Source organism: Gemmobacter lanyuensis (genome assembly GCF_014652355.1).
GTDB classification, from domain to species: Bacteria; Pseudomonadota; Alphaproteobacteria; order Rhodobacterales; family Rhodobacteraceae; genus Gemmobacter; species Gemmobacter lanyuensis.
In genome coordinates this window covers 1,021,316-1,039,284 of sequence record NZ_BMYQ01000001.1, presented here as the reverse complement: position 1 = coordinate 1,039,284, position 17,969 = coordinate 1,021,316, and the positions used below count along the sequence as shown (strand labels likewise).

The 17,969-nt window shown below is 60.4% G+C and carries 18 protein-coding genes; 8 read left to right on the top strand and 10 right to left on the bottom strand.

The genetic code is table 11. From position 1 onward, the window contains the following. Positions 1 to 52: 52 nt before the first annotated feature. The 3 genes from IE101_RS05120 to IE101_RS05110 form a co-directional block, all read right to left on the bottom strand. The gene (locus IE101_RS05120; protein ID WP_189632688.1) at positions 53 to 724 is read right to left on the bottom strand and encodes a hypothetical protein; all 672 of its coding nucleotides are present in this window, start codon (positions 722 to 724) and stop codon (positions 53 to 55) included. After that, the gene (locus IE101_RS05115; RefSeq protein ID WP_229804018.1) at positions 724 to 1,497 is read right to left on the bottom strand and encodes a Tn7 transposase TnsA N-terminal domain-containing protein; all 774 of its coding nucleotides are present in this window, start codon (positions 1,495 to 1,497) and stop codon (positions 724 to 726) included. The genes IE101_RS05120 and IE101_RS05115 overlap by 1 nt, the downstream gene beginning before the upstream one ends. A 436-nt stretch (positions 1,498 to 1,933) precedes the next feature. Continuing rightward, on the bottom strand, positions 1,934 to 2,533 hold the full coding sequence (locus tag IE101_RS05110) for a transposase (protein ID WP_189632687.1): 600 nt from the start codon (positions 2,531 to 2,533) through the stop codon (positions 1,934 to 1,936). Positions 2,534 to 2,865: 332 nt separating this feature from the next. On the opposite strand from IE101_RS05110, the gene IE101_RS05105 reads away from it, so the two are divergent. Further along, positions 2,866 to 4,302, top strand: coding sequence for a DUF6880 family protein (locus IE101_RS05105; protein ID WP_189632686.1), 1,437 nt, complete (start codon positions 2,866 to 2,868; stop codon positions 4,300 to 4,302). 94 nt (positions 4,303 to 4,396) lie between these two features. On the opposite strand, the gene IE101_RS05100 is transcribed toward IE101_RS05105, so the two are convergent. Genes IE101_RS05100 through IE101_RS05080 form a run of 5 tightly spaced genes read right to left on the bottom strand, consistent with a single transcriptional unit; the run spans position 4,397 to position 9,376 of the window. Beyond that, entirely contained in the window at positions 4,397 to 5,749 is a 1,353-nt protein-coding gene (locus IE101_RS05100; RefSeq protein WP_229804017.1) for an aspartate aminotransferase family protein, read from the bottom strand. After that, positions 5,695 to 6,480 (bottom strand): N-formylglutamate amidohydrolase, encoded by a 786-nt coding sequence (locus IE101_RS05095; RefSeq protein ID WP_189632685.1) that lies wholly within the window; start codon positions 6,478 to 6,480, stop codon positions 5,695 to 5,697. Before IE101_RS05095 ends, IE101_RS05100 begins: the two co-directional genes overlap by 55 nt. Continuing rightward, positions 6,480 to 7,796: a type I glutamate--ammonia ligase gene (locus tag IE101_RS05090; RefSeq protein WP_189632684.1), complete on the bottom strand. Its 1,317-nt coding sequence runs from the start codon at positions 7,794 to 7,796 to the stop codon at positions 6,480 to 6,482. The genes IE101_RS05095 and IE101_RS05090 overlap by 1 nt, the downstream gene beginning before the upstream one ends. 7 nt (positions 7,797 to 7,803) lie before the next feature. Beyond that, on the bottom strand, positions 7,804 to 8,466 hold the full coding sequence (locus IE101_RS05085; RefSeq protein ID WP_189632683.1) for a cysteine hydrolase family protein: 663 nt from the start codon (positions 8,464 to 8,466) through the stop codon (positions 7,804 to 7,806). 49 nt (positions 8,467 to 8,515) lie between these two features. Continuing rightward, positions 8,516 to 9,376 (bottom strand): MurR/RpiR family transcriptional regulator, encoded by an 861-nt coding sequence (locus IE101_RS05080; RefSeq protein WP_189632682.1) that lies wholly within the window; start codon positions 9,374 to 9,376, stop codon positions 8,516 to 8,518. A gap of 207 nt (positions 9,377 to 9,583) precedes the next feature. Between IE101_RS05080 and IE101_RS05075 the strand changes: the two genes are divergently transcribed. The 6 genes from IE101_RS05075 (at position 9,584) to IE101_RS05050 (ending at position 15,826) form a co-directional block, all read left to right on the top strand. Then, the gene (locus tag IE101_RS05075) at positions 9,584 to 11,341 is read left to right on the top strand and encodes a branched-chain amino acid ABC transporter ATP-binding protein/permease (RefSeq protein ID WP_229804016.1); all 1,758 of its coding nucleotides are present in this window, start codon (positions 9,584 to 9,586) and stop codon (positions 11,339 to 11,341) included. A 35-nt stretch (positions 11,342 to 11,376) separates the two neighbouring features. Further along, complete coding sequence (locus IE101_RS05070; protein WP_189632680.1) at positions 11,377 to 12,531, top strand: ABC transporter substrate-binding protein; 1,155 nt, start codon at positions 11,377 to 11,379, stop codon at positions 12,529 to 12,531. Between the two features lie 74 nt (positions 12,532 to 12,605). Next, on the top strand, positions 12,606 to 13,325 hold the full coding sequence (locus tag IE101_RS05065) for an ABC transporter ATP-binding protein (RefSeq protein ID WP_189632679.1): 720 nt from the start codon (positions 12,606 to 12,608) through the stop codon (positions 13,323 to 13,325). A gap of 16 nt (positions 13,326 to 13,341) precedes the next feature. Then, positions 13,342 to 14,229, top strand: a complete 888-nt coding sequence (locus tag IE101_RS05060; protein WP_189632678.1) for a branched-chain amino acid ABC transporter permease — start codon at positions 13,342 to 13,344, stop codon at positions 14,227 to 14,229. 23 nt (positions 14,230 to 14,252) lie between these two features. After that, a complete protein-coding gene (gene ocd / locus IE101_RS05055; protein WP_373296055.1) occupies positions 14,253 to 15,263 on the top strand; it encodes an ornithine cyclodeaminase in 1,011 nt (336 codons plus the stop codon). 158 nt (positions 15,264 to 15,421) lie between these two features. Continuing rightward, positions 15,422 to 15,826: an antitoxin Xre/MbcA/ParS toxin-binding domain-containing protein gene (locus IE101_RS05050; RefSeq protein ID WP_308429863.1), complete on the top strand. Its 405-nt coding sequence runs from the start codon at positions 15,422 to 15,424 to the stop codon at positions 15,824 to 15,826. On the opposite strand, the gene IE101_RS20060 is transcribed toward IE101_RS05050, so the two are convergent. Then, complete coding sequence (locus IE101_RS20060; RefSeq protein WP_189632676.1) at positions 15,720 to 16,217, bottom strand: ABC transporter substrate-binding protein; 498 nt, start codon at positions 16,215 to 16,217, stop codon at positions 15,720 to 15,722. The two genes, IE101_RS05050 and IE101_RS20060, sit on opposite strands and share 107 nt — an antisense overlap. A 174-nt stretch (positions 16,218 to 16,391) precedes the next feature. Further along, positions 16,392 to 17,051, bottom strand: coding sequence for a flavin reductase family protein (locus IE101_RS05040; RefSeq protein WP_189632675.1), 660 nt, complete (start codon positions 17,049 to 17,051; stop codon positions 16,392 to 16,394). Between the two features lie 118 nt (positions 17,052 to 17,169). On the opposite strand from IE101_RS05040, the gene IE101_RS05035 reads away from it, so the two are divergent. Continuing rightward, the gene (locus IE101_RS05035; protein ID WP_189632674.1) at positions 17,170 to 17,808 is read left to right on the top strand and encodes a GntR family transcriptional regulator; all 639 of its coding nucleotides are present in this window, start codon (positions 17,170 to 17,172) and stop codon (positions 17,806 to 17,808) included. Positions 17,809 to 17,969: the final 161 nt, after the last annotated feature.

The following is a 17,969-nucleotide window of genomic DNA, read 5'->3' as shown; positions in this document are numbered from 1 at the left end:
ACACCTATCCCAAATCAGCCACGCCGCGGCACCCACGGGGTTTCCTTGCCGCTTACAAATGTTCGATCGCTTCAGTCATCATGTCGCGAATGAGCCAGGTAATCCTGCGGCGGCGATTTCCTTTCAGATGATCCAGAGGGATCAGCGCGGCAATGGGATCAGCCGCAATCTCAGCAATGGATTTGGGAACGCATCCCAGATATGCATTGTAATATTCGTTCAGTTTGCGGCCTTTGGGCAGCTGCCAAATCAGCCTGTTTCCCCCCGACGCCACATGGACAGAAATCTTCTTTCCAAAATAAGTACTGGCCAGTTCTGCGATGTTTTCACGCAGCTCGAGGTCGTCCAGTTTCCGTTGCGACAGTTCATAGTCCGGGTCGTTCTTTTCCTGACGGATCGCGTCGTGGATTTCTGCGATCGCCGCGCAGATAGCCAGTTTAAATGCGCCGTTTTCTTGCTGTTTGCTCGGTAGGGCTTCGACCGCTTTGTAAGTCCCCAGCCGCAGCTGCGCCTTAGCCGAGGTGACAGACATCGGCTTCTTGAGGCTGAGGCCAGGCTGCTTGAGGAGCCGCGCCAGCATAACGTAGGGAAGAAACTCTACCCGACCCGACGCTTGATCTGCCGCCTCATAGCCGTGATCGGTCTTCCGATTGACGACCAGTGTCCGGGCGTTAACCGTAAGCTCGGTCCCAGGGGAAATGTCATATCGCGGCGCAGCGTTCATCAGGCGACCCAGACGCGGGAATGTTCCCAGATGACGTTGTCCCAGTCAGCCTGCAGTTTCTTCTGCGCGATCAAGCGATAGCAGGCCTTGAAAGCCCGGGCTTGGGACACGCTGACAAGCGGGAACAGGTCGCGCATGAACCACAGCGTCCGGCACCGATATGCGGCTTCGAGAACCTGCTCATCGGCCTCGGGATCCCGTTGTTCCGAAATCTTCCACATTCGGAACAGGTTCTCACGGCGCTGGCGGGTGTAGGTGTCGGCATCGACAACGATCATGTCGTCGGCGATCTTCTGCTGCAGAGTGGCCGCGCCGATCTGGTCGATATGGCGCCACGCCTTCTCTTTCTTGAGGCTGGCACGATAGCGAACGAAAACGAGGCGCCGATGGCCATTGCGAAGCGTGATCAAGAAGTCGTGCGTGTAGGGCACATTCCGCGCTTCTTCCTCGCTGTAATAGGAAACGACGCAAGGTTGAAACCTGATGTCGTAGGTTTCCGGATCAAGAAGCCCTTCAAGTCCGACGGCGAATTCGGAGGCGCTGTCGGTGATCCCGACTTTAAGCTTCCACTGGTTTGCTTCGGTCCGATAGGTGAACCAGACATGGTGCGAGACAGCGCTCCGGGATCCGGGATTGCGCTTTCCGTCAAAAGGCAGCACCCCGAAGATGCCCGGCAGGACGATTTTGGACGCCTTGGGCAGTTTCGGTGGGCTGTGGTTCCAACTGTCGTGGTCGAAGTACTCTTCAGACATGTCTCGATCGTTCTCGGCCATCTGCCGAGTTTCGTGGATGGGGGGATGATTGGTCGGGTAGGGTGTGGCGCGTCTGCTCGCGCTAGGCTGACCGCATGAGGTGATCAGTCAGCGATGTCGGCCTCCAACGGATTGGGCCGCGGCATGGTACAGGGTGCGGGGCGGCGGTTCATGGGAGAATCTCCAGTTCGATCTTTCGGTGCGCAAATGCCAGACGGCAGAGTGGGAGTCAAATTTCGCTTCAAAATCAGCAATTTAGGAAAAACCTTCGACCTGACGTTTTTTCGCAGACTTGGGCGATGATGCGCGACTGCTGTGTTGCGGCGGTTCTGATCCATATTGCCCTCCGTTCGCCCGCGGATGTGCCGCACTGGGTGACGACCTGACGCAGAGTATATTTTGGATGGTCCGTGCCGCACATCGGTGCAGCCGGCCGAGCCTGTGGATTCCGCTTCGGTTAAATCAGCGCGGGGCCGACGCCTGGGGAAACCTTCGCTTTGGCCCATTGGAAATGCTGCGAGGTCCATGGCTGGATGTTCCGAGGGACGTCTGGGTCCCTCGTACAAACAGCACGCCTCAAGAGCCCGGACCCATTCACGCTGATATCGTGAGAGACAATGCGCCTGACACGCAGTGCCGCCTCCGTATGGATGCCAAGACGTTTGCCCAAGGCATCAATGGTGATTTCCCCGTACATGTAGCGTTGCGCGTTCCACTGGATGACGGCCTCGGTCGCGAAGAGCCACATCTGCACGGATAGTCGGGTCCGATGAAGCTGCGTCCCGGATGTTGGAGAGAATTGCTTCCGGCACTGGCGGCATTGGAAAAGGTCCCTTTTCGGCAGCATGTTGACAGATTGGTCACCACATGCCGGACAACAAACTCCATCGGGCCAGCGGATGGCAATAAAACGATCCCGGCAGGAGATTTCGTCAGGAAAGGCTGTTTTGACGCCACCTTCCGGCAGCTGCAAATACATCATCATGTTCTGCAGACGTGCCAGTAAATCGGGATGCAATGCATCCTGCCGGGCGGTAGGGTCGAGACTGTTGGTCATTCTGATTGCGCGCACCTTCGCCTTGGCTGGCAGCTTGGCGCATCATGGGCTGCGAATTTTGACGAAGGGAAGGGGTGAACGGGAAGAATTCCGGATTGCCTATGGGGATCAAACTCGGCCTGCGATTTTTCTTCCATTTGGTGCCTGGTAACGGGGCCTTCGAGCTAGCTGAGGGAAGCGATCTACCGATTGCTCCATGCGAAAAAGTCTTCAGATTCAGCGCGTTTTCCTACGGCCTTCATTCCGATGCGCGCACGCTGCCCCATGCTGACTTGTGTCCTGCGGGTCGGTCATGCAGGGTTTTCGCCAACCGTATCGAGATCAGAAAAACCATGTCGAAAAAGACCCTGAACGCGGAAAACTTGGAAAAACTCGGGGCGGAACGGCTTGCCGCCCTGGTCATGGATCTTGTTCAGGGCAGTGCGGCACTTCAACGGCGGGCGCGGATGGAACTCAGCGCCGCGCAGGGGCCGAAAGAGATTGCTGCCGATCTGCGAAAGCGTTTCGCATCGCTGCGCCGGTCCACGAGCTACATCGACTGGCGCAAGCAGAAGGCCTTTGTCAAAGACCTGACCGGTCTGGTTTCCATGGTTGAGACCGGCGTCGCCCCGCAGGACGCGGACGAGGCCTTTGATCTGCTCTGGTCTTTCCTGCAGCTGGTGCCGTCGATCCATGCCCGCACCGATGACAGCAACGGTGCGGTGGGCGATGTGCTGCGCAGCGCGGTGGCGCTTCTCACCACGATTTCCCCGAGGTTGACCGTCAAGCCAACGCTTCTGGCCGGGCGTATCCTCGATGCCGTGGCCGACGCGGGCTATGGCGAATTTGATGGGGTCATTCCGGCCATGGCCGAGGCGCTGGGGGCGGAGGGGCTTGCACACCTCAAACAGATCACCGAGGCATGGGCCTCGGCTGCCCCGACGCCGCAGGAAATTGCGCAGTTTCGCCAGTTCGGGCTATCGACCTCACCCTTGGATCGTGCACGCCGTCAAAGGCAAAGCACCGCCTCGATCATCCTTGCCGACATCGCCGATTTGCAAGGCGATGTGGATGCCTATATGGCGCGATATTCTACCGAGCAGTTGACCTATGGCACCATTGCCCCCGACGTGGCGCGCCGCCTGATCGACGCGGGTCGGCTGGACGAAGCCCTTATCCTCATCCAGCGCGCCCGCGCCGCCGAAGAGGGAAAAGCCTTCCGCGCATCCCGTTACGAACTGGATGAGGTCTATGAGGATTGCCTGCAAAAGATGGGCAAGCTTGATGATCTGAAGGTCCATCTGTGGGCCACCTTCCAAGAAACGCTCTACGCTGGCAGCTTGCGAAAATACCTGAAAATGCTGCCGGATTTTGAGGACATGGAGGCTGAGGAGCTGGCGCTTTCCCACGCCGAAACCCACCCCCACCTCGGCGCCGCGATCCATTTCCTGCTCGCATGGCCTGATCTGCGCCGCCTTGCAAAGCTGGTGATAGCCCGTGCGGAAAATCTGGACGGCAATTCCTACGAAACCCTGACAGCCGCCGCCGATGCGCTTGAACCCGACCACCCGCTTGCCGCAACCTTGCTGCGCCGCGCCATGATCACGGACACGCTCGACGGAAGCAAAACCAAACGCTACCGCCACGCCGCACGTCACCTGTCGGAATGCCAGTCCTGCGCTGCGGCGGTGGAGGAGTTCGGCAGGTTCCCGGACCACGGAGAGTTCCTGGCGGCTTTGAAGAAGAAGCACGGGCGCAAGTATGGATTCTGGGAACTGGCGGAAGGGTGAAGTCTGCCCATTGCGGTCCCTCGGCTAGCTCTCGTCATTTGCTCGAAAATACTCGAAGCAGACATTCGATCCGAAGATCAAGCGAGAGCGAGCATCACCAGCCGGCAAACTTAACCGTGACGTTAACGTCAATCCGGCCTGCCAAGAGGTCCTGAATCGCTGCATCCAGCAGGACCAGACCATGGTTGATCTCGGCCTCGGTTATGGTCAACGGTGGGGTCAATTCCAGAACGTTCGAGGACGGCCCAACGCAATAGACCACAAGGCCAAGCTCGTAGGCTCGGAACATTAAGGCGGCGGTCGCTGCGGCATCACTGGGTAGTTTTGTTCCAGAATTCGAAATCTCCACCCCAATCGCAAGGCCGCGCCCGCGCACGGCCGCAATCGATCCGTGCCGGCGGGCCAGATCTTGCAAGCTGGCTAACAAGATTTTTCCCTTGCGCGCGGCTTCGTCAGGCAGCGATTCCGCCGTGAGGGTGTCGAGGACTGCGAGGCCCGCCGCCGCGCAAACCGGATTTCCGTGCAGGGTTTGCATGGCGAAGGCCGTTGCACAATCCATAACCCACTGTGGCCCGATAACCGCTGACAATGGCAGTCCGCAGCCCAGCCCTTTTCCAAGCACTAGCAGATCGGGCCGGAATCCCTCGTGCTGAAAGGCGTGTAAGCGCCCGGTGCGGCCAAGCCCGACCTTCACTTCGTCGCTGATTGTCAGGATACCATGCTTGCGGCAGAGCGCATCCAGTCGGGCCAGAAAGCCCGATGGCGGCACAACAAGGCCGCCATCCGACAAGATCGGCTCAAAAATACAGGCGGCAATCGTCTGAGCGCCAACCAAGGCAAGTTGGTCTTCCAATTCCCGCAGAATCGCATCGGCATCGGGGCCAGACGGATCTGCGCCCGGATAGGGTAGCTGGATCAGCCCATCGGCCTTGTCCGAGGCCAGCGTCGGATGACCCGATACGGCCATCGTACCAAGGGTGCAGCCGTGATAGGCTCCGGCAAAGCCGATGATGCCCTGCCGCCCGGTTGCGCGGCGGGCTGCGCGGATGGCGGTTTCATTGGCGTCTGAACCAGAATGGCCCAGCCAGACCTTTTGCGGCTGATCTGATGGGAATAGCGCAATCAGTCGCTCGGCCAGTGCCGTTGCCGGACCATTGGCCGATGACAGGACCGAGGCCCCGGCCGGATCTGAAACGGCGGCACTGACTGCGGCTACCAGCGCGGGATGGCCATAACCAAGGCTCGCCGCCCCCCACGCTGCAGAAAGGTCAATCACCTCGCGCCCGTCGTCGGTGCGAAGGATGGCGCCCTTGCCGCCAACCACAGCCTGTGGAAAGAAACGCAGCTTCTGCACCTGCGCGAGTGCTGCCGTATCGCGCGCGTAAAGCCCGTTCATGCCATGGCGTCCACCGTCAGGCGTAGACACCGCTCCAGCCGCTCCGCCCATTCGGCAACGCCTTCGGCAGAGGCGATCAGTTCGTGCCGGACCTCGATCAACAATGCTGGCAACCCGCGCGCATCGCCATGCACGGGCACCGTGTAATCATCATGGTCGATGCGGTAAGGCTCATTATCGCCGATCACCAGCCCCTCCTCTTGGGCAAGGGCCTGCATCAGGTGGCCTGCGAATTCGGTCGCCGCGGCGTAAAGGACGCCCGCGTGCCAAGGCCGGGCCACGCCCTTATAGACGGGGGTATAGCTGTGCACCCCGACGACGAAGGTAGGCTTGCCTGCCGCGCAACGCAGATCAAGGCGGCGGCTGACAGCCGATTGAAACGGATGAAACAGGGTTTCCAACCGCTCGGCCCTGTCGGCGGCGGCAAGACCCCGGTTACCGGGAATGGCCGTGGTCTCGCTGGTTTCTGGGATCAGCGAGCCATTGTCCAAAGGCCGGTTGCAATCCACCACCAGACGCGAATAGCTGGTGTGAAACAGTGGCGCATCCAGCCGTGCCGATAGATCCCGCGCCAAGGCCAGCGCGCCGATATCCCATCCGATATGGCGCAACCGTTCCGACTTTGGCAGGCCAAGATGGGCAAGACGCCGGGGAATGCGCGGCAAGGCATGCTCACACAGTAGCAAGACATCTGACACGCCGTCAGGGTTGATGACGCCGTAGGGCGGTGGCTCGTCCAGATCAAGCAAGGGCGTCGGGGGCAAGGCGGGGCGCGTCAGCATCAATACACCTCCGCATAGCGACGGCACAGCGCCGCATCATCCAGACCAGACACGATCTCCAACTCTTTCAGGCGCATCCCCCTCCAGCACTCAAGGAAGGTGGGAGACATCCAGCCGCATACCACCGCATCCGCCTCAAGTGCGGCCAGCGCCTCGCCAAGGCTGCCGGGCAAGCGGCGGATGCCAAGGCGGGCGCGGTCCTCGGCCGACATCTCGTCAGGGTCACCCTTGATGATCGGCGGGGTATCAAGCCCGGCCTTCAGCCCCTCGATCCCGGCGCGGATCAGCATGGCCAGCGACAGATGCGGGCTTGCCGTGGCATCTGCGGCGCGGAATTCCATGTTGAACGCGCGCGAAGGGTCATAGCCCGGTCGCTCCGACGTGGGACATATCCGCAAGGTCGCCTCACGGTCCTTTTCGCCCAGAGTCGTCCAAGAGGCCGCCCAATGGTGCGGTTTCAGACGCTGATACGACACCGCGCTGGGTGCGGCCAGCGCGGTCAGCGCCGCCATATGCCGCACGATGCCCGCTGCGAAGGCCCCGGCATGAGCCGACAGCCTCCCGGGGCGGCTGGCGTCAAACGTCACCGGATTGCCCTGCAGATCGGTCAGCGACAGGTGAATATGAACGCCATTTCCCACGCCGTTCGGGTCGGTCTTGGGGCAAAAGCTGGCCTGCCAGCCCAACGTTGTGGCCAGTTCGCGGGTAATTTCGCGGATGCTCACGGCGCGGTCTGCCGCCTGCACGGCACCTGCAGGACCACAGACGATTTCAAACTGGTCGCGGCCATATTCGGGCAGGAAACATTCCGGGTCGCAACCTGCCGCATCCAAAGCGGCCATCAGCATAGGGCCAAATGGATCGGCGCGGCGTTGGGCCGAAAGCCCAAAGGACGGCGCTGCGGGCCAACTGGCTCCCAATATCTGAAACTCCTGTTCAAACGCAGAGACGACGCGCAGGCCCATAACCTCAAGGTCGGCCACCGCCGCCTTGAGCATGGATCGCACGCAGCCTTCCCATGGCGTGCCATCCAGGTTGGTGATATCGGAATGGTAGAAATGCAACGGCGTACGCCCGCCGATGCCATCCACCCGCACCCCCGCCTCGGGGTCGGGCATCAACCGCAGATCGCCTGATGACCCAAAGGGGTTAGGGCTTGCAATTTCGTCAAATGGGGTCAGCGACAGATTGGCGGGCACCCAGCCAACCCCTTTTGACAGGGCACCGGGCAGACTGGCCGCAGACACCGCGCGGCCACGGGTGATGGCGGCGATGTCGGTAGTGACAAAGGTCACAAGTTCTTCTGGCTTGATCATGTCACCCTCATCCACCAAGGGCCGCGAGGCGGGCCAGAACTGTGTCAGTGTCCGTGATCCAGCAATAACCCCCGTAGGCGCGCAATGCGGCCTCATGCCGTTCGGGTGTGTAGGTGGCGCAGGCATCCTTGACCACAGTCACCAGATACCCGCGGTCGGCGGCATCGCGCACGGCCATGTCAACGCATTGATCGGTCACGATCCCAGCGATGATCAGGAACCGCGTATTCAGGTTGCGCAGCACATAATCGGCATTGGTCGAGTTGAAGAGACCCGAGGAGGTCTTGGGCAAAACCGGCTCGTTTTCGGTGGGGGTCAAAGGTGCGATGATCGCCCCTTCGGGTGCGCCTTTGGGCACATGCATGGCCGACAGCTTGTGATCCAGGGACCGGTCGCGGCCATCGGCGGTCAAGCTTTCGATGATGGTGTGGCAGACGTTTTCGTCAGCCTTGCGAAAGGCGTTCAGGATCTTGACCTGATTGGGGATCACCACCTCATGGACGCGCTGCATAAAATAGCTGTCGGCAGGCATCGGGTGAGTGGGGTCCATCATCGGCTCGGCCCAAATGCGTTGCATGTCCACCAAAAGCAGGGTGCAAGACCCCTTTGTGTAGGCACTGTCGCGGCGCAAGGTTTTGCCACCATATTCGATGGAAATCAGATCGCTCATATCATTCTCCGGCATGGTCGCCGCTGTGCGGCACAGTCTTAGGATTGAGTTAAGGTGCATCAGATGTGATGCCGGACAAGCCGCGCAGGGCTTCGATCTCGGCAATTCGGCCGCGTGAGATTGGCGATAGATGGGTGGTGACAGCCGCAATCAGCGCTTCGACCTGCGCAAGCGCAGGCACCATGGTATCAAAAGGGGAAGGCCCTTCGACGGGGGCTGCGAGAACCACCTTGGCATGAGCCGCCAAGGGCGAGGCCCATGGGTCCGTGAACAAGATCACCTGCGCGCCGCGTTCGGTGGCCAGGTTGCCGAACTGTATCGTGTCCACCTGATACCGTCGATAGTCGAAGGCGATGATGAGATCGCGCCGCCCTATATCTACGAGCGAATCGACCCTATCGGGCAGGTTGGCACTGACCATATGGCAATCGCCCCTCAGTTGACGCATGTGTTGCCACAGCATCCCCGCCAGATAGCCCGAGAAACGTCCACCAATGAAATGCAGCCGCAGCGCAGGGTCGCTGATCAAGCGTGCTGCCATTTCAAAATCTGCCGCTGGCACCATTGAGGCGGTGGTGTCCAGCATGGCGATGCAGGACCGGATCACCTCTTGGTAGATTTGTTCTTGCGGCACTGCAGCTGCCTTGCCCGCGTCGATCATCGCCAAGGGCGAGTTCATCCTTGCCTGAACTTCGCCCAGCAAGGCCCTTTGAAAGCTGGAGAACCCATCGAACCCCAGTCGAGAGACGAAGCGCACGACCGTTGGGCCGGACACTCCAGCGATGGCTGCCAGATGGGCGACTGTGTTCAAACCCGCCGCCGGATAATCCGCGAGCAATGCCCGCGCCACCTTCAGATCAGATGGCGTCAACTGCACGCTGCCATCGGTCAAGCGATCGCGGATGGCCATTTTTTCGTCCTTTTCCTGATACGGTCCGGTTTGGATCACTATGTAACATACGATACAAACGTCAATAGTTTTGATGCCTATGAAATGTTATTGACATAACGGTCGAGCCTGCACCATGCTTTGAATCGCATCGGATCATGACCGGGTCTGTCGCCGAGTTTGGGGGGAATAATGCCACGCATTGGGATACAGGCCGTCAAAGGCACGATGACACTCGCCTTGCCGTTGATCGCGCTGGCGATTGCTGCCGAGCTGATCTTGCCCCCAGCCTTGGCTCGTCTGGCGACGCTGTTTCTGATCTATGTCACCGCCGTTGTGGGGATGCAGATCTACAGCGGGAACTCGGGCATCATCTCATTCGGCCATGCCGGGTTCATGGCGCTGGGGGCCTATGCCTCGGCACTGCTGACTATTCAACCAGCGGTCTTGCCCACCAGCCTACCCGCCTTGCCGGTCTGGCTGGCCGGCATCGCGGGTGGCCAATCGCTATTGGTGGGGACACTTGGGGCGATGGTGGTCGTCGGACTGGTGGCTGTGCTGTTTGGCATTCCCTTGTCCCGGCTTGGCGGGTCTGCAGCGTCAATCGCCACGCTGGGGTTTTTGGTCATCGTCCATGTTACACTGGTCGCCTCGGCGGACATCACTCGCGGAAGCCAGACTTTCTTTGGCGTGCCGCGCGGGGTTTCCGCCTTCGTCGCCCTTCCGGCAGCCCTGATCGCGGTCGCAGTTGCACGGATCTATCGCGGCACAAAGGGGGGCCTTGCTTTGCGCGCTGCCCGCGAAGATGAAATTGCCGCCTGGGCCAACGGTGTCAACGTATCGCGCCAACGTTTTGTCGCATGGGTGCTGGGCGCCATTGTGTCCGGCACGGCGGGCGTTCTTCTTGCACATTTCCTGGGTGCCTTTTCGCCCAAGGATTTTCATTTCAATCTGACCTTCCTCTTGATGTCGATGCTGATCCTTGGCGGCGTTTCGACGGTCTCAGGGGCCGTCGGCGGAACGGCCCTGATCGTGGTAATGGTTGATCTGTTGCGCCGTCTTGAAGGCGGGGCCGAAGTGTTCGGAGTGACCCTGCCCGAAGTGTTCGGTCTGACCGACATCGGCGTGGGTCTTGTCATTCTTGCTGTCATGTATCGGCTGCGCGACGGGCTGTTCGGCCTGCGGGAGGTGGATGAGCGGCTGTTCCCCGAACCTGCCGTCACTGCAGCCTTTGCGCCGAAAACCCCGGCACCCAAGGCGGCATCGCTGTCTGTTCAAGGCGTGGGGCGACGATTTGCGGGACTGGTCGCTTTGGAAGATGTCAGCTTTGCCGTTCGTCCCGGACTTGTCACTGGTTTGATCGGCCCGAATGGTGCCGGCAAATCCACCCTGATCAATGCAATTTCGGGTGTGGTGCCGCCAAGTTCGGGCAAGGTCTTGCTGAACGGAACCGACACGGCGCAGATCCCCGTGCATGAGGTGCCGGCCAACGGTCTGGGCCGCACGTTTCAGAACATCCGGTTGTTTCGCAATCTGACTGTGCTGGAAAATGTCACTGTTGCCGCAGATGCCGTGGCCTGCCCCGGCGAGGACAGCCGTGCCGCCGCAATGGCTGCGCTGACAGTGGTGGGGATGCAGGACTTGGCGGCACGCCCGGCCAGTTCGCTTCCCTATGGCGCACAACGTCGGCTTGAAATTGCGCGGGCTCTGGCCCTCCGGCCATCATTCCTGCTGTTGGATGAACCTGCGGCAGGCATGAATCCGGCTGAAACCGACGCGCTGATCGCCGTCTTGCGCCAGATCCGTGCTGACCATGAGATCGGCCTTCTGGTGGTTGAACATGATCTCAAACTCATCATGCGGCTGTGTGACCACATCGTTGTGCTGAACAAGGGCCAGATGATCGCCGAAGGCACCCCAGAGGCCATTCGCGCCAACCCCGCCGTTATCGAAGCCTACATCGGCAAACGCCGTGCGGCAGCCTGACATCATAAAACCAACCCAACAGAGGAAAACCGGACATGAAGAAATCCAAGCTCTTGATGCTTTCAACCGCTTTCGTTGCTTTGGCCTCGGCCCCGCTGATGGCCGAAGATCTGGTGATCGGCCTTGCTACAGCCCAAACCGGCGGCCTTGCGCCCTACGACCAGCCGAACCTTGCCGGACTGCAAATGAAGATCGAAGAGATCAACGCAGCCGGCGGGATTGCGGGCAAGTTCCCGATCAAGACCATCATCAAAGATACCCGGTCGGATTCGGCCCAAACCGCAATGGTGGCGCAAGAGTTGGTCGATGCGGGCGCTCAGTTGATCATCACGCCCTGCGATGCCGACCCTTCGATTGCGGCGGGCATGATCACCCAAGGCGCGGGCATCCCAGCAATCTCGTTCTGCGCCACCACGCCGACGCTGCCGCTGGCGGTCGGGGATTACATGTTCTCAAACTATCCCGCCGATAATGTTCAGGCGGCGATGCTGGCCGCCCACGCGATTGAGGCCGGTTACAAAACTGCTTACATCCTGACCTCGCCCGACACCGCCTATACCCTGAAACTGCCGCAGTATTTCGGTCAGGTTTTCACGGCCAAAGGCGGCAGCGTTCTGGGTGAAGGCACCTTCACGATGGGCCAGCAGGATTTTGGTGCCGAAGTGACCAAGATCGCCGCGATGGACCCCAAGCCCGATGTCATCATGACCTCGGCCTATGAACCGGACTTCCCGGCCTTTGTCCGCCAGCTGCGCGGCGCGGGTGTGACCACCCCGATCCTTGGATCGGACGGCATCGACAGCCCCACAACCTTTGGCCTTGGCGATCTAGTCGAAGGCGTCGTGTTCTCGACCGCAGGCCACCCCACCGCGGGCAGCCCCTTGGAGGCGTTCAACGCCAAGTGGACGGAAAAGACCGGTGCAGCCCCCGATACCATCTACATCGCCAATGGCTATGATCTGGGCAACATCATCGAGGCTGCCGTGACCGCCGCCGACAGCCTTGATCCGGCTGCGATCCGCGAAGGCATCGCAAATCTGGAAAACCTGCAAGGCGTGACCGGCCCGATTACCTACAAGGGCACCAACGGGATGCCGCTGCGTTCGGTTTCTTTGGTGCGGATCAAGGCAGGCGATCGCGATCTGGTGGCCCAGGGCCAGCCCGATCCGGCCGACATCCCGGCACCCTGAGAGCAATCCTTGCGGCCCGGCGTCATGCTGGGCCGAACCCTTCGCATCAGCCATGCAACAGGACAACCATGACCATGCCAGATAACCCCCTTTTGTCCATTGAGGGCCTGACCGTCAGCTATGGCGCAGTCGAGGCGGTGCGTGGGATCGACCTTACAGTGAGACGCGGCGAGATCGTTACCCTTTTGGGCGCGAACGGGGCAGGCAAAAGTTCGACACTGAACGCGTTGGTGGGACTGGCCCCGCGCAAGGCCAAACGGATGGAATTTGCGGGCACCGACCTGACGGGCCTGCCGCCAGAAACCATCGTGCGGCGCGGCATGACGCTGGTTCCCGAAGGTCGGCGGGTGTTTTCCTCTCTGACGGTCGAGGAAAACCTGATGCTGGGCGGAGCCAAACACGCTGCGCGCGGCAATCCGGCCCAAGTGAAGGCTGACATGCTGGAACGGTTCCCCATTTTGGCCGAACGGCTGCATCAAAAGGCCGGGTCGCTGTCGGGGGGCGAACAGCAGATGCTGGCCATCGGGCGGGCGCTGATGTCTTCACCTGATCTGTTGCTTCTGGACGAACCCTCTCTGGGCCTTGCGCCACAAGTCGTAGACCGCATTTTTGACTTGATCGGCAACCTCCGCGATCGCGGTCTGACGATCCTTCTGGTCGAACAGAACGTGGCGCAATCGCTGGAAATCGCCGACCGGGGCTATGTGCTGGCCAATGGCCGGATTGAACTTCAGGGCAGCGCCGAGGCCTTGCGATCCTCTCCCGAAATCCAAGACGCCTATCTGGGCGCATGAGGTCAAGGAACCCGCGATGGACATTTTCCTGCAACAACTTCTGAACGCCCTCAGCCTTGGCGGTACCTATGCGCTTTTGGCATTGGGGCTTGCGGTGGTGTTTTCCATCATCGGCCTTATCAACTTTGCCCATGGCGAGTTGATGACCGTGACGGGCTATGCCGTGTGTTTCGCGCTGATCTGGGGCCTGCCGTTTCCCCTTGCGGTGATAGCGGGCCTTGCAGTGGCAATGACGGCGGCCTTCTTGATGGAGCGGGTCGCCTTTCGCCCAGTGCGAGGGGCCTCGGGGACGACGCTTTTGCTGACCAGTTTTGCCGTCAGCGCCATTTTGCGCGTGCTCTTTCAGAACCTGATTTCGGCTCGTCCGATTCCGGTTGCCATTCCTGCCTCGCTATCGGGGGTGGTGACAATCGGGCCATTGCATCTGGGCATGATCCAGCTGATTTCCATTATCGTCACGCTTGCGATGCTTTTGGGGCTGAACCTGTTTTTGCATCGCACCATGGCGGGGCGGGCCATGCGCGCAGCGGCCGAGGATTTTGCCGTGCTTCGCCTGATGGGCCTCCGCGCGAATTCGGTCGTGGCAACGGCATTTGCCATCTCGGGCCTCTTGGCAGGGGTTGCCGGTGTGCTTTGGGTCGCCCAACGCGGCAGCGTCGATCCGCTGATGGGGGCGCTTCCGGTGTTGAAAGCTTTCATAGCGGCCATCATCGGCGGCTTGGGCAGCCTGTCGGGCGCGGTGGCCGGCGGGTTCCTCTTGGGCTTTATCGAAGTGATCTTGCAAGCCTATCTGCCCGAAAGCCTGCTGCCCTATCGCGACGCGTTCGCCATCCTTCTGGTGATCACGGTGCTGCTGTTCCGCCCGCAAGGGCTTCTGGCGCGCAAGACGCTTGTCAAGCTCTGACCACCCAGTCAACTTTCAGGGGAATGACCATGATCCAACCGCCCGCGCTGAACACGGTGCCGTTCATCAGCGTAGAGAACATGATGAACCTTGTCCGCGAGGTCGGGGTAGAACGGTTCATGACCGAGCTTTCCGAGAAGATCGCCGAGGATTTCCGGCGCTGGCCGCTGTTCGACAAGACACCTCGCGTCGCCGCCCATTCGCGCGACGGGGTGATCGAGTTGATGCCGACCTCGGATGGCATTGCCTACGGCTTCAAATATGTGAACGGCCATCCGAAGAACACCCGCGACGGCCTGCAGACCGTGACAGCCTTTGGCGTGCTATCGGATGTGGCAACCGGCTATCCGGTGCTGATGACGGAAATGACCATCCTCACCGCCTTGCGCACCGCCGCCACCTCGGCCCTAGTTGCGCGCCATCTGATGCCCAAACACGTTCGTGTCATGGCTCTGATTGGCAATGGCGCGCAGTCAGAGTTTCAGGCGTTGGCCTTCAAGGCGATCTGCGGCATTAACGAGGTGCGGCTTCACGACATCGACCCCTCGGCCACCCGACGCTGCGCCGCGAACCTGGCCGGCCGCGGGCTGAAGGTGATCTCGTGCTACAGCGCGCAAGAGGCGGTGATGGGGGCAGGCATTATCACCACGGTCACTGCAGACAAGACGAACGCCACCATCCTGACCGACAACATGGTGGGCGAAGGTGTGCACATCAATGCCGTGACCCGCGCCCGGATCTTTGTCGAATACCCGCCGCAGACGCGGATCGAGGGCGAGATCCAGCAGCTTGCAGCCGACCATCCGGTGACGGAATTCTGGCAGGTGCTGACAGGAGCGGTACCCGGTCGGACCTCCGACGCGCAGATCACGCTGTTTGACAGTGTGGGCTTTGCGACCGAAGATTTCAGCGCGCTGCGCTATGTGCAGCACTTGCTGAAAGACCACCCGCACTTCGATCATCTCGACCTTCTTGCAGACCCGGATGGCCCCCGTGACCTGTTCGGGATGCTCCTTCGTGCCGGGGTCGCTTGATAAAGGTGCTTGCACAGCCTTGTTTTACAAAGGTCTGCTTTTCTGATGTGCATCGACATGCAAAGCAACACCAATGCCTGCTTTCCGCCCGGTTCGACCGGGACAATGCTGGTGAGACCCTGCGCGGCACTCTATGCTCGGACTTGCGTGACAGATGAATTTGGCCGAGGCTGCATTCAAGGTTTGGAGTCCGCTGCATCATGCAAACACAGACGGGAACGGCTGTATCCCTTCTTGAGCTGCTTTCTACCTTCCCGTCCCTGCGAACCATAGGTCTCTTGCGGCAAATCGTTGGGACCAGCGAGAGGACCTTGAAAGCCCAAGTCGCGAAGGATCCGAGCGCGACCTTGACGTTGGAACAGAGCAAGCGCGCCGAACAAGTTTCAGCAATCCTGTCTCAGGCAGCCAAAGTCCTGGGATCAACGGCAGCAGCCGACGCTTGGATGACGAGGAAAGCTATCGGTCTCGACCGCAAGATGCCGCTTGAACTGATGATGACCCCGGAGGGATGCCTTGCCTTGCGCGACTATCTGGTTCGAATTGAATACGGCGTCTACTGCTGATCGGGCTGTCGCATCCTCTGGTTGGCCGCCCACTTTGATTTGCGGCCCAAGAATTTTTGAGATTTGGGCAGGCTTGTTCTCGGAGCAGAGGCTTTTTCCGACCCAACGCTACAGCCCAGGCTGTTTGCGGCGGGCCATCCGCCCCTTCGATGGCAGAGTTGACGGCCATGCCGGTGCCCGTCATCGCGAACTCCGCGCGCCCGGCATTGAGGATCGAGATCGGCTCAGCCACGGAACTGGCGGCGGCGATCTCGACCTCGAGCCCGTGCTTGGCGAAAATGCCTTCTCGCAAGGCAGTGTAGGCGGGGGTGTAGTTGGCGAGCCGCAATGCCGTGGTCACCCGAACCGGCGTCAACGTTTGCGCCCGCAGCGGAAGGCCAACTCCAGCCATGGCAGAAGCCGCACCGATACCGGCCAGTACTGACCGGCGCGAGAGTGCGAAACCGGGCCGGCGATCACCTTGGGTAATTTGGGAATCCTCCTGTGTTGGGATGTCCGCCTTGCTGCGTCCTGCGAGGCGGGTCTTGTGACAACTGTGGAAGTGGTCGGGGAGAACGGCGGCCGGTCAGAATCCGGCGCGACCTTCCAGCCCGGCGCGGGCATCGACATCCGACCCCGGCACGCGCATCTCGAAGGTCTCACGGACCACGGTGTAATCGAAATAGCCCATACGAGCGATCGGCTCGATCGCGGCAATGTCCAACCGACCATCGGGCAGGATGACACGGTCGTCGATGTGGATCGTTTCAACCTGAGCAAAGACGACGTCGACGGTGCCCATGCTCGAATGCCCGCGCATGGTGTGCGTGCTCAAGTACCGGCATTCAAACTTGCACGGACTTTCCAGCACCATCGGCACGGCACCGTTGTCGGAGTAGACGCGAGTGACGTTGATGCGATCGAACTCGCTTTCCTCGGGCGGCAGAGCCATGGCGCTGATGTTTACAGCCTCGCGCAGCGCGAACGTCGCCATGTTCCAGACGAACCAACCGGTTTCCTCAGCATTCAGCACCGTGTCCTTGCGCCGCCCGTCCGGGTAGCGATTGGCCGCGAACATCACCATCGGCGGATCAAAGGTCAGGTTCTGCCATTGGCTGTAGGGCGCGATGTTCTCCACTCCGGCAGCACTTCTGCTGGACAGCCAGCCGATGGGGCGAGGCACAGTGCAGCTTTTGAACGGCGAGAACGGCAACGGACAACGTTCTGTGCCAGGCGAGTACTTCATGTCGACGTCCCTCTCGACCTTACTTTCGGTCTTTAATATATGACCGATATATCGGTCGTGTGTCAATCGGCCTTGATATAGAGCGGCGTGGCAGGTCGCATCCGGGTTGGAGACGGAAATGAACAAGACAGAGCAGGCGGTTGCCATGCTGCAGAGCATGATCGAACGCGGTGAACTTGCCCCCGGGTCTATGGTGTCCGAACGGACCATCGTTGAAATGATGGGCTTGGGTCGCACGCCGATTCGTGAGGCGATCCAGCGTTTGGCGCCCAGTTACATGATTCGCGTCCATGCCAGTCGTGGCATCGAGATCCCTGCTATCACTGTCGAGGATCAGATCAGTCGCCTTGAAGTCCGACGCGCCGTCGAGGTTCTTGCGGTGGACCTGGCCTCCAAGCGCGCAAGCAAGGCACAGCAAACAGCCATGCGCAGCCTGGCGGCGCGACTGGAAGGCCGGTTCACGCTGCAGGAATACACCGATACCATCCGCGAAACGCATGCCCTGATCCTCGATGCAGCAGGGAACCGGTACCTGGGGTCGTTGATGCTGCCTTTGCAGGGACTGTCGCGCCGGTTCTGGATTGTCCACGCGCGCGAGGAACTTGGTGACATTGAACGAGGGCGCGACCTGCATCGAGCGATCCTCACCGCCATCGCAGACGGCAACGCTGTTACAGCCATCGAGGCATCACGTGCGCTAAACGACTATCTCGTGGAATTCGCACTGGCTGTTGTCGCGCGTCAGGCCGCACGCTGAGATGACCTTGAAGCTCAGAGTTCGGGCAGAGGGACCAGTCTAGCCACACAGGCATCGTTGGCCGAGCGTCTCGAGGGGATGCTCAAAGGCACCTTTCGACAGGCAGTCAACCCAATGCGCGGCATCATGATGACGCTGGTGATGCTGCCCAGGATAGCTAG

Excerpts from the sequence above, each read along its gene's own strand:
- IE101_RS05120 (WP_189632688.1), bottom strand. The coding sequence starts at position 724 with ATGAACGCTGCGCCGCGATATGACATTTCCCCTGGGACCGAGCTTACG.
- IE101_RS05115 (WP_229804018.1), bottom strand. The coding sequence starts at position 1,497 with ATGGCCGAGAACGATCGAGACATGTCTGAAGAGTACTTCGACCACGAC.
- IE101_RS05110 (WP_189632687.1), bottom strand. The coding sequence starts at position 2,533 with ATGACCAACAGTCTCGACCCTACCGCCCGGCAGGATGCATTGCATCCC.
- IE101_RS05105 (WP_189632686.1), top strand. The coding sequence starts at position 2,866 with ATGTCGAAAAAGACCCTGAACGCGGAAAACTTGGAAAAACTCGGGGCG.
- IE101_RS05100 (WP_229804017.1), bottom strand. The coding sequence starts at position 5,749 with ATGGGCGGAGCGGCTGGAGCGGTGTCTACGCCTGACGGTGGACGCCAT.
- IE101_RS05095 (WP_189632685.1), bottom strand. The coding sequence starts at position 6,480 with ATGCTGACGCGCCCCGCCTTGCCCCCGACGCCCTTGCTTGATCTGGAC.
- IE101_RS05090 (WP_189632684.1), bottom strand. The coding sequence starts at position 7,796 with ATGATCAAGCCAGAAGAACTTGTGACCTTTGTCACTACCGACATCGCC.
- IE101_RS05085 (WP_189632683.1), bottom strand. The coding sequence starts at position 8,466 with ATGAGCGATCTGATTTCCATCGAATATGGTGGCAAAACCTTGCGCCGC.
- IE101_RS05080 (WP_189632682.1), bottom strand. The coding sequence starts at position 9,376 with ATGGCCATCCGCGATCGCTTGACCGATGGCAGCGTGCAGTTGACGCCA.
- IE101_RS05075 (WP_229804016.1), top strand. The coding sequence starts at position 9,584 with ATGACACTCGCCTTGCCGTTGATCGCGCTGGCGATTGCTGCCGAGCTG.
- IE101_RS05070 (WP_189632680.1), top strand. The coding sequence starts at position 11,377 with ATGAAGAAATCCAAGCTCTTGATGCTTTCAACCGCTTTCGTTGCTTTG.
- IE101_RS05065 (WP_189632679.1), top strand. The coding sequence starts at position 12,606 with ATGCCAGATAACCCCCTTTTGTCCATTGAGGGCCTGACCGTCAGCTAT.
- IE101_RS05060 (WP_189632678.1), top strand. The coding sequence starts at position 13,342 with ATGGACATTTTCCTGCAACAACTTCTGAACGCCCTCAGCCTTGGCGGT.
- ocd (WP_373296055.1), top strand. The coding sequence starts at position 14,253 with ATGACCATGATCCAACCGCCCGCGCTGAACACGGTGCCGTTCATCAGC.
- IE101_RS20060 (WP_189632676.1), bottom strand. The coding sequence starts at position 16,217 with ATGGCTGGAGTTGGCCTTCCGCTGCGGGCGCAAACGTTGACGCCGGTT.
- IE101_RS05040 (WP_189632675.1), bottom strand. The coding sequence starts at position 17,051 with ATGAAGTACTCGCCTGGCACAGAACGTTGTCCGTTGCCGTTCTCGCCG.
- IE101_RS05035 (WP_189632674.1), top strand. The coding sequence starts at position 17,170 with ATGAACAAGACAGAGCAGGCGGTTGCCATGCTGCAGAGCATGATCGAA.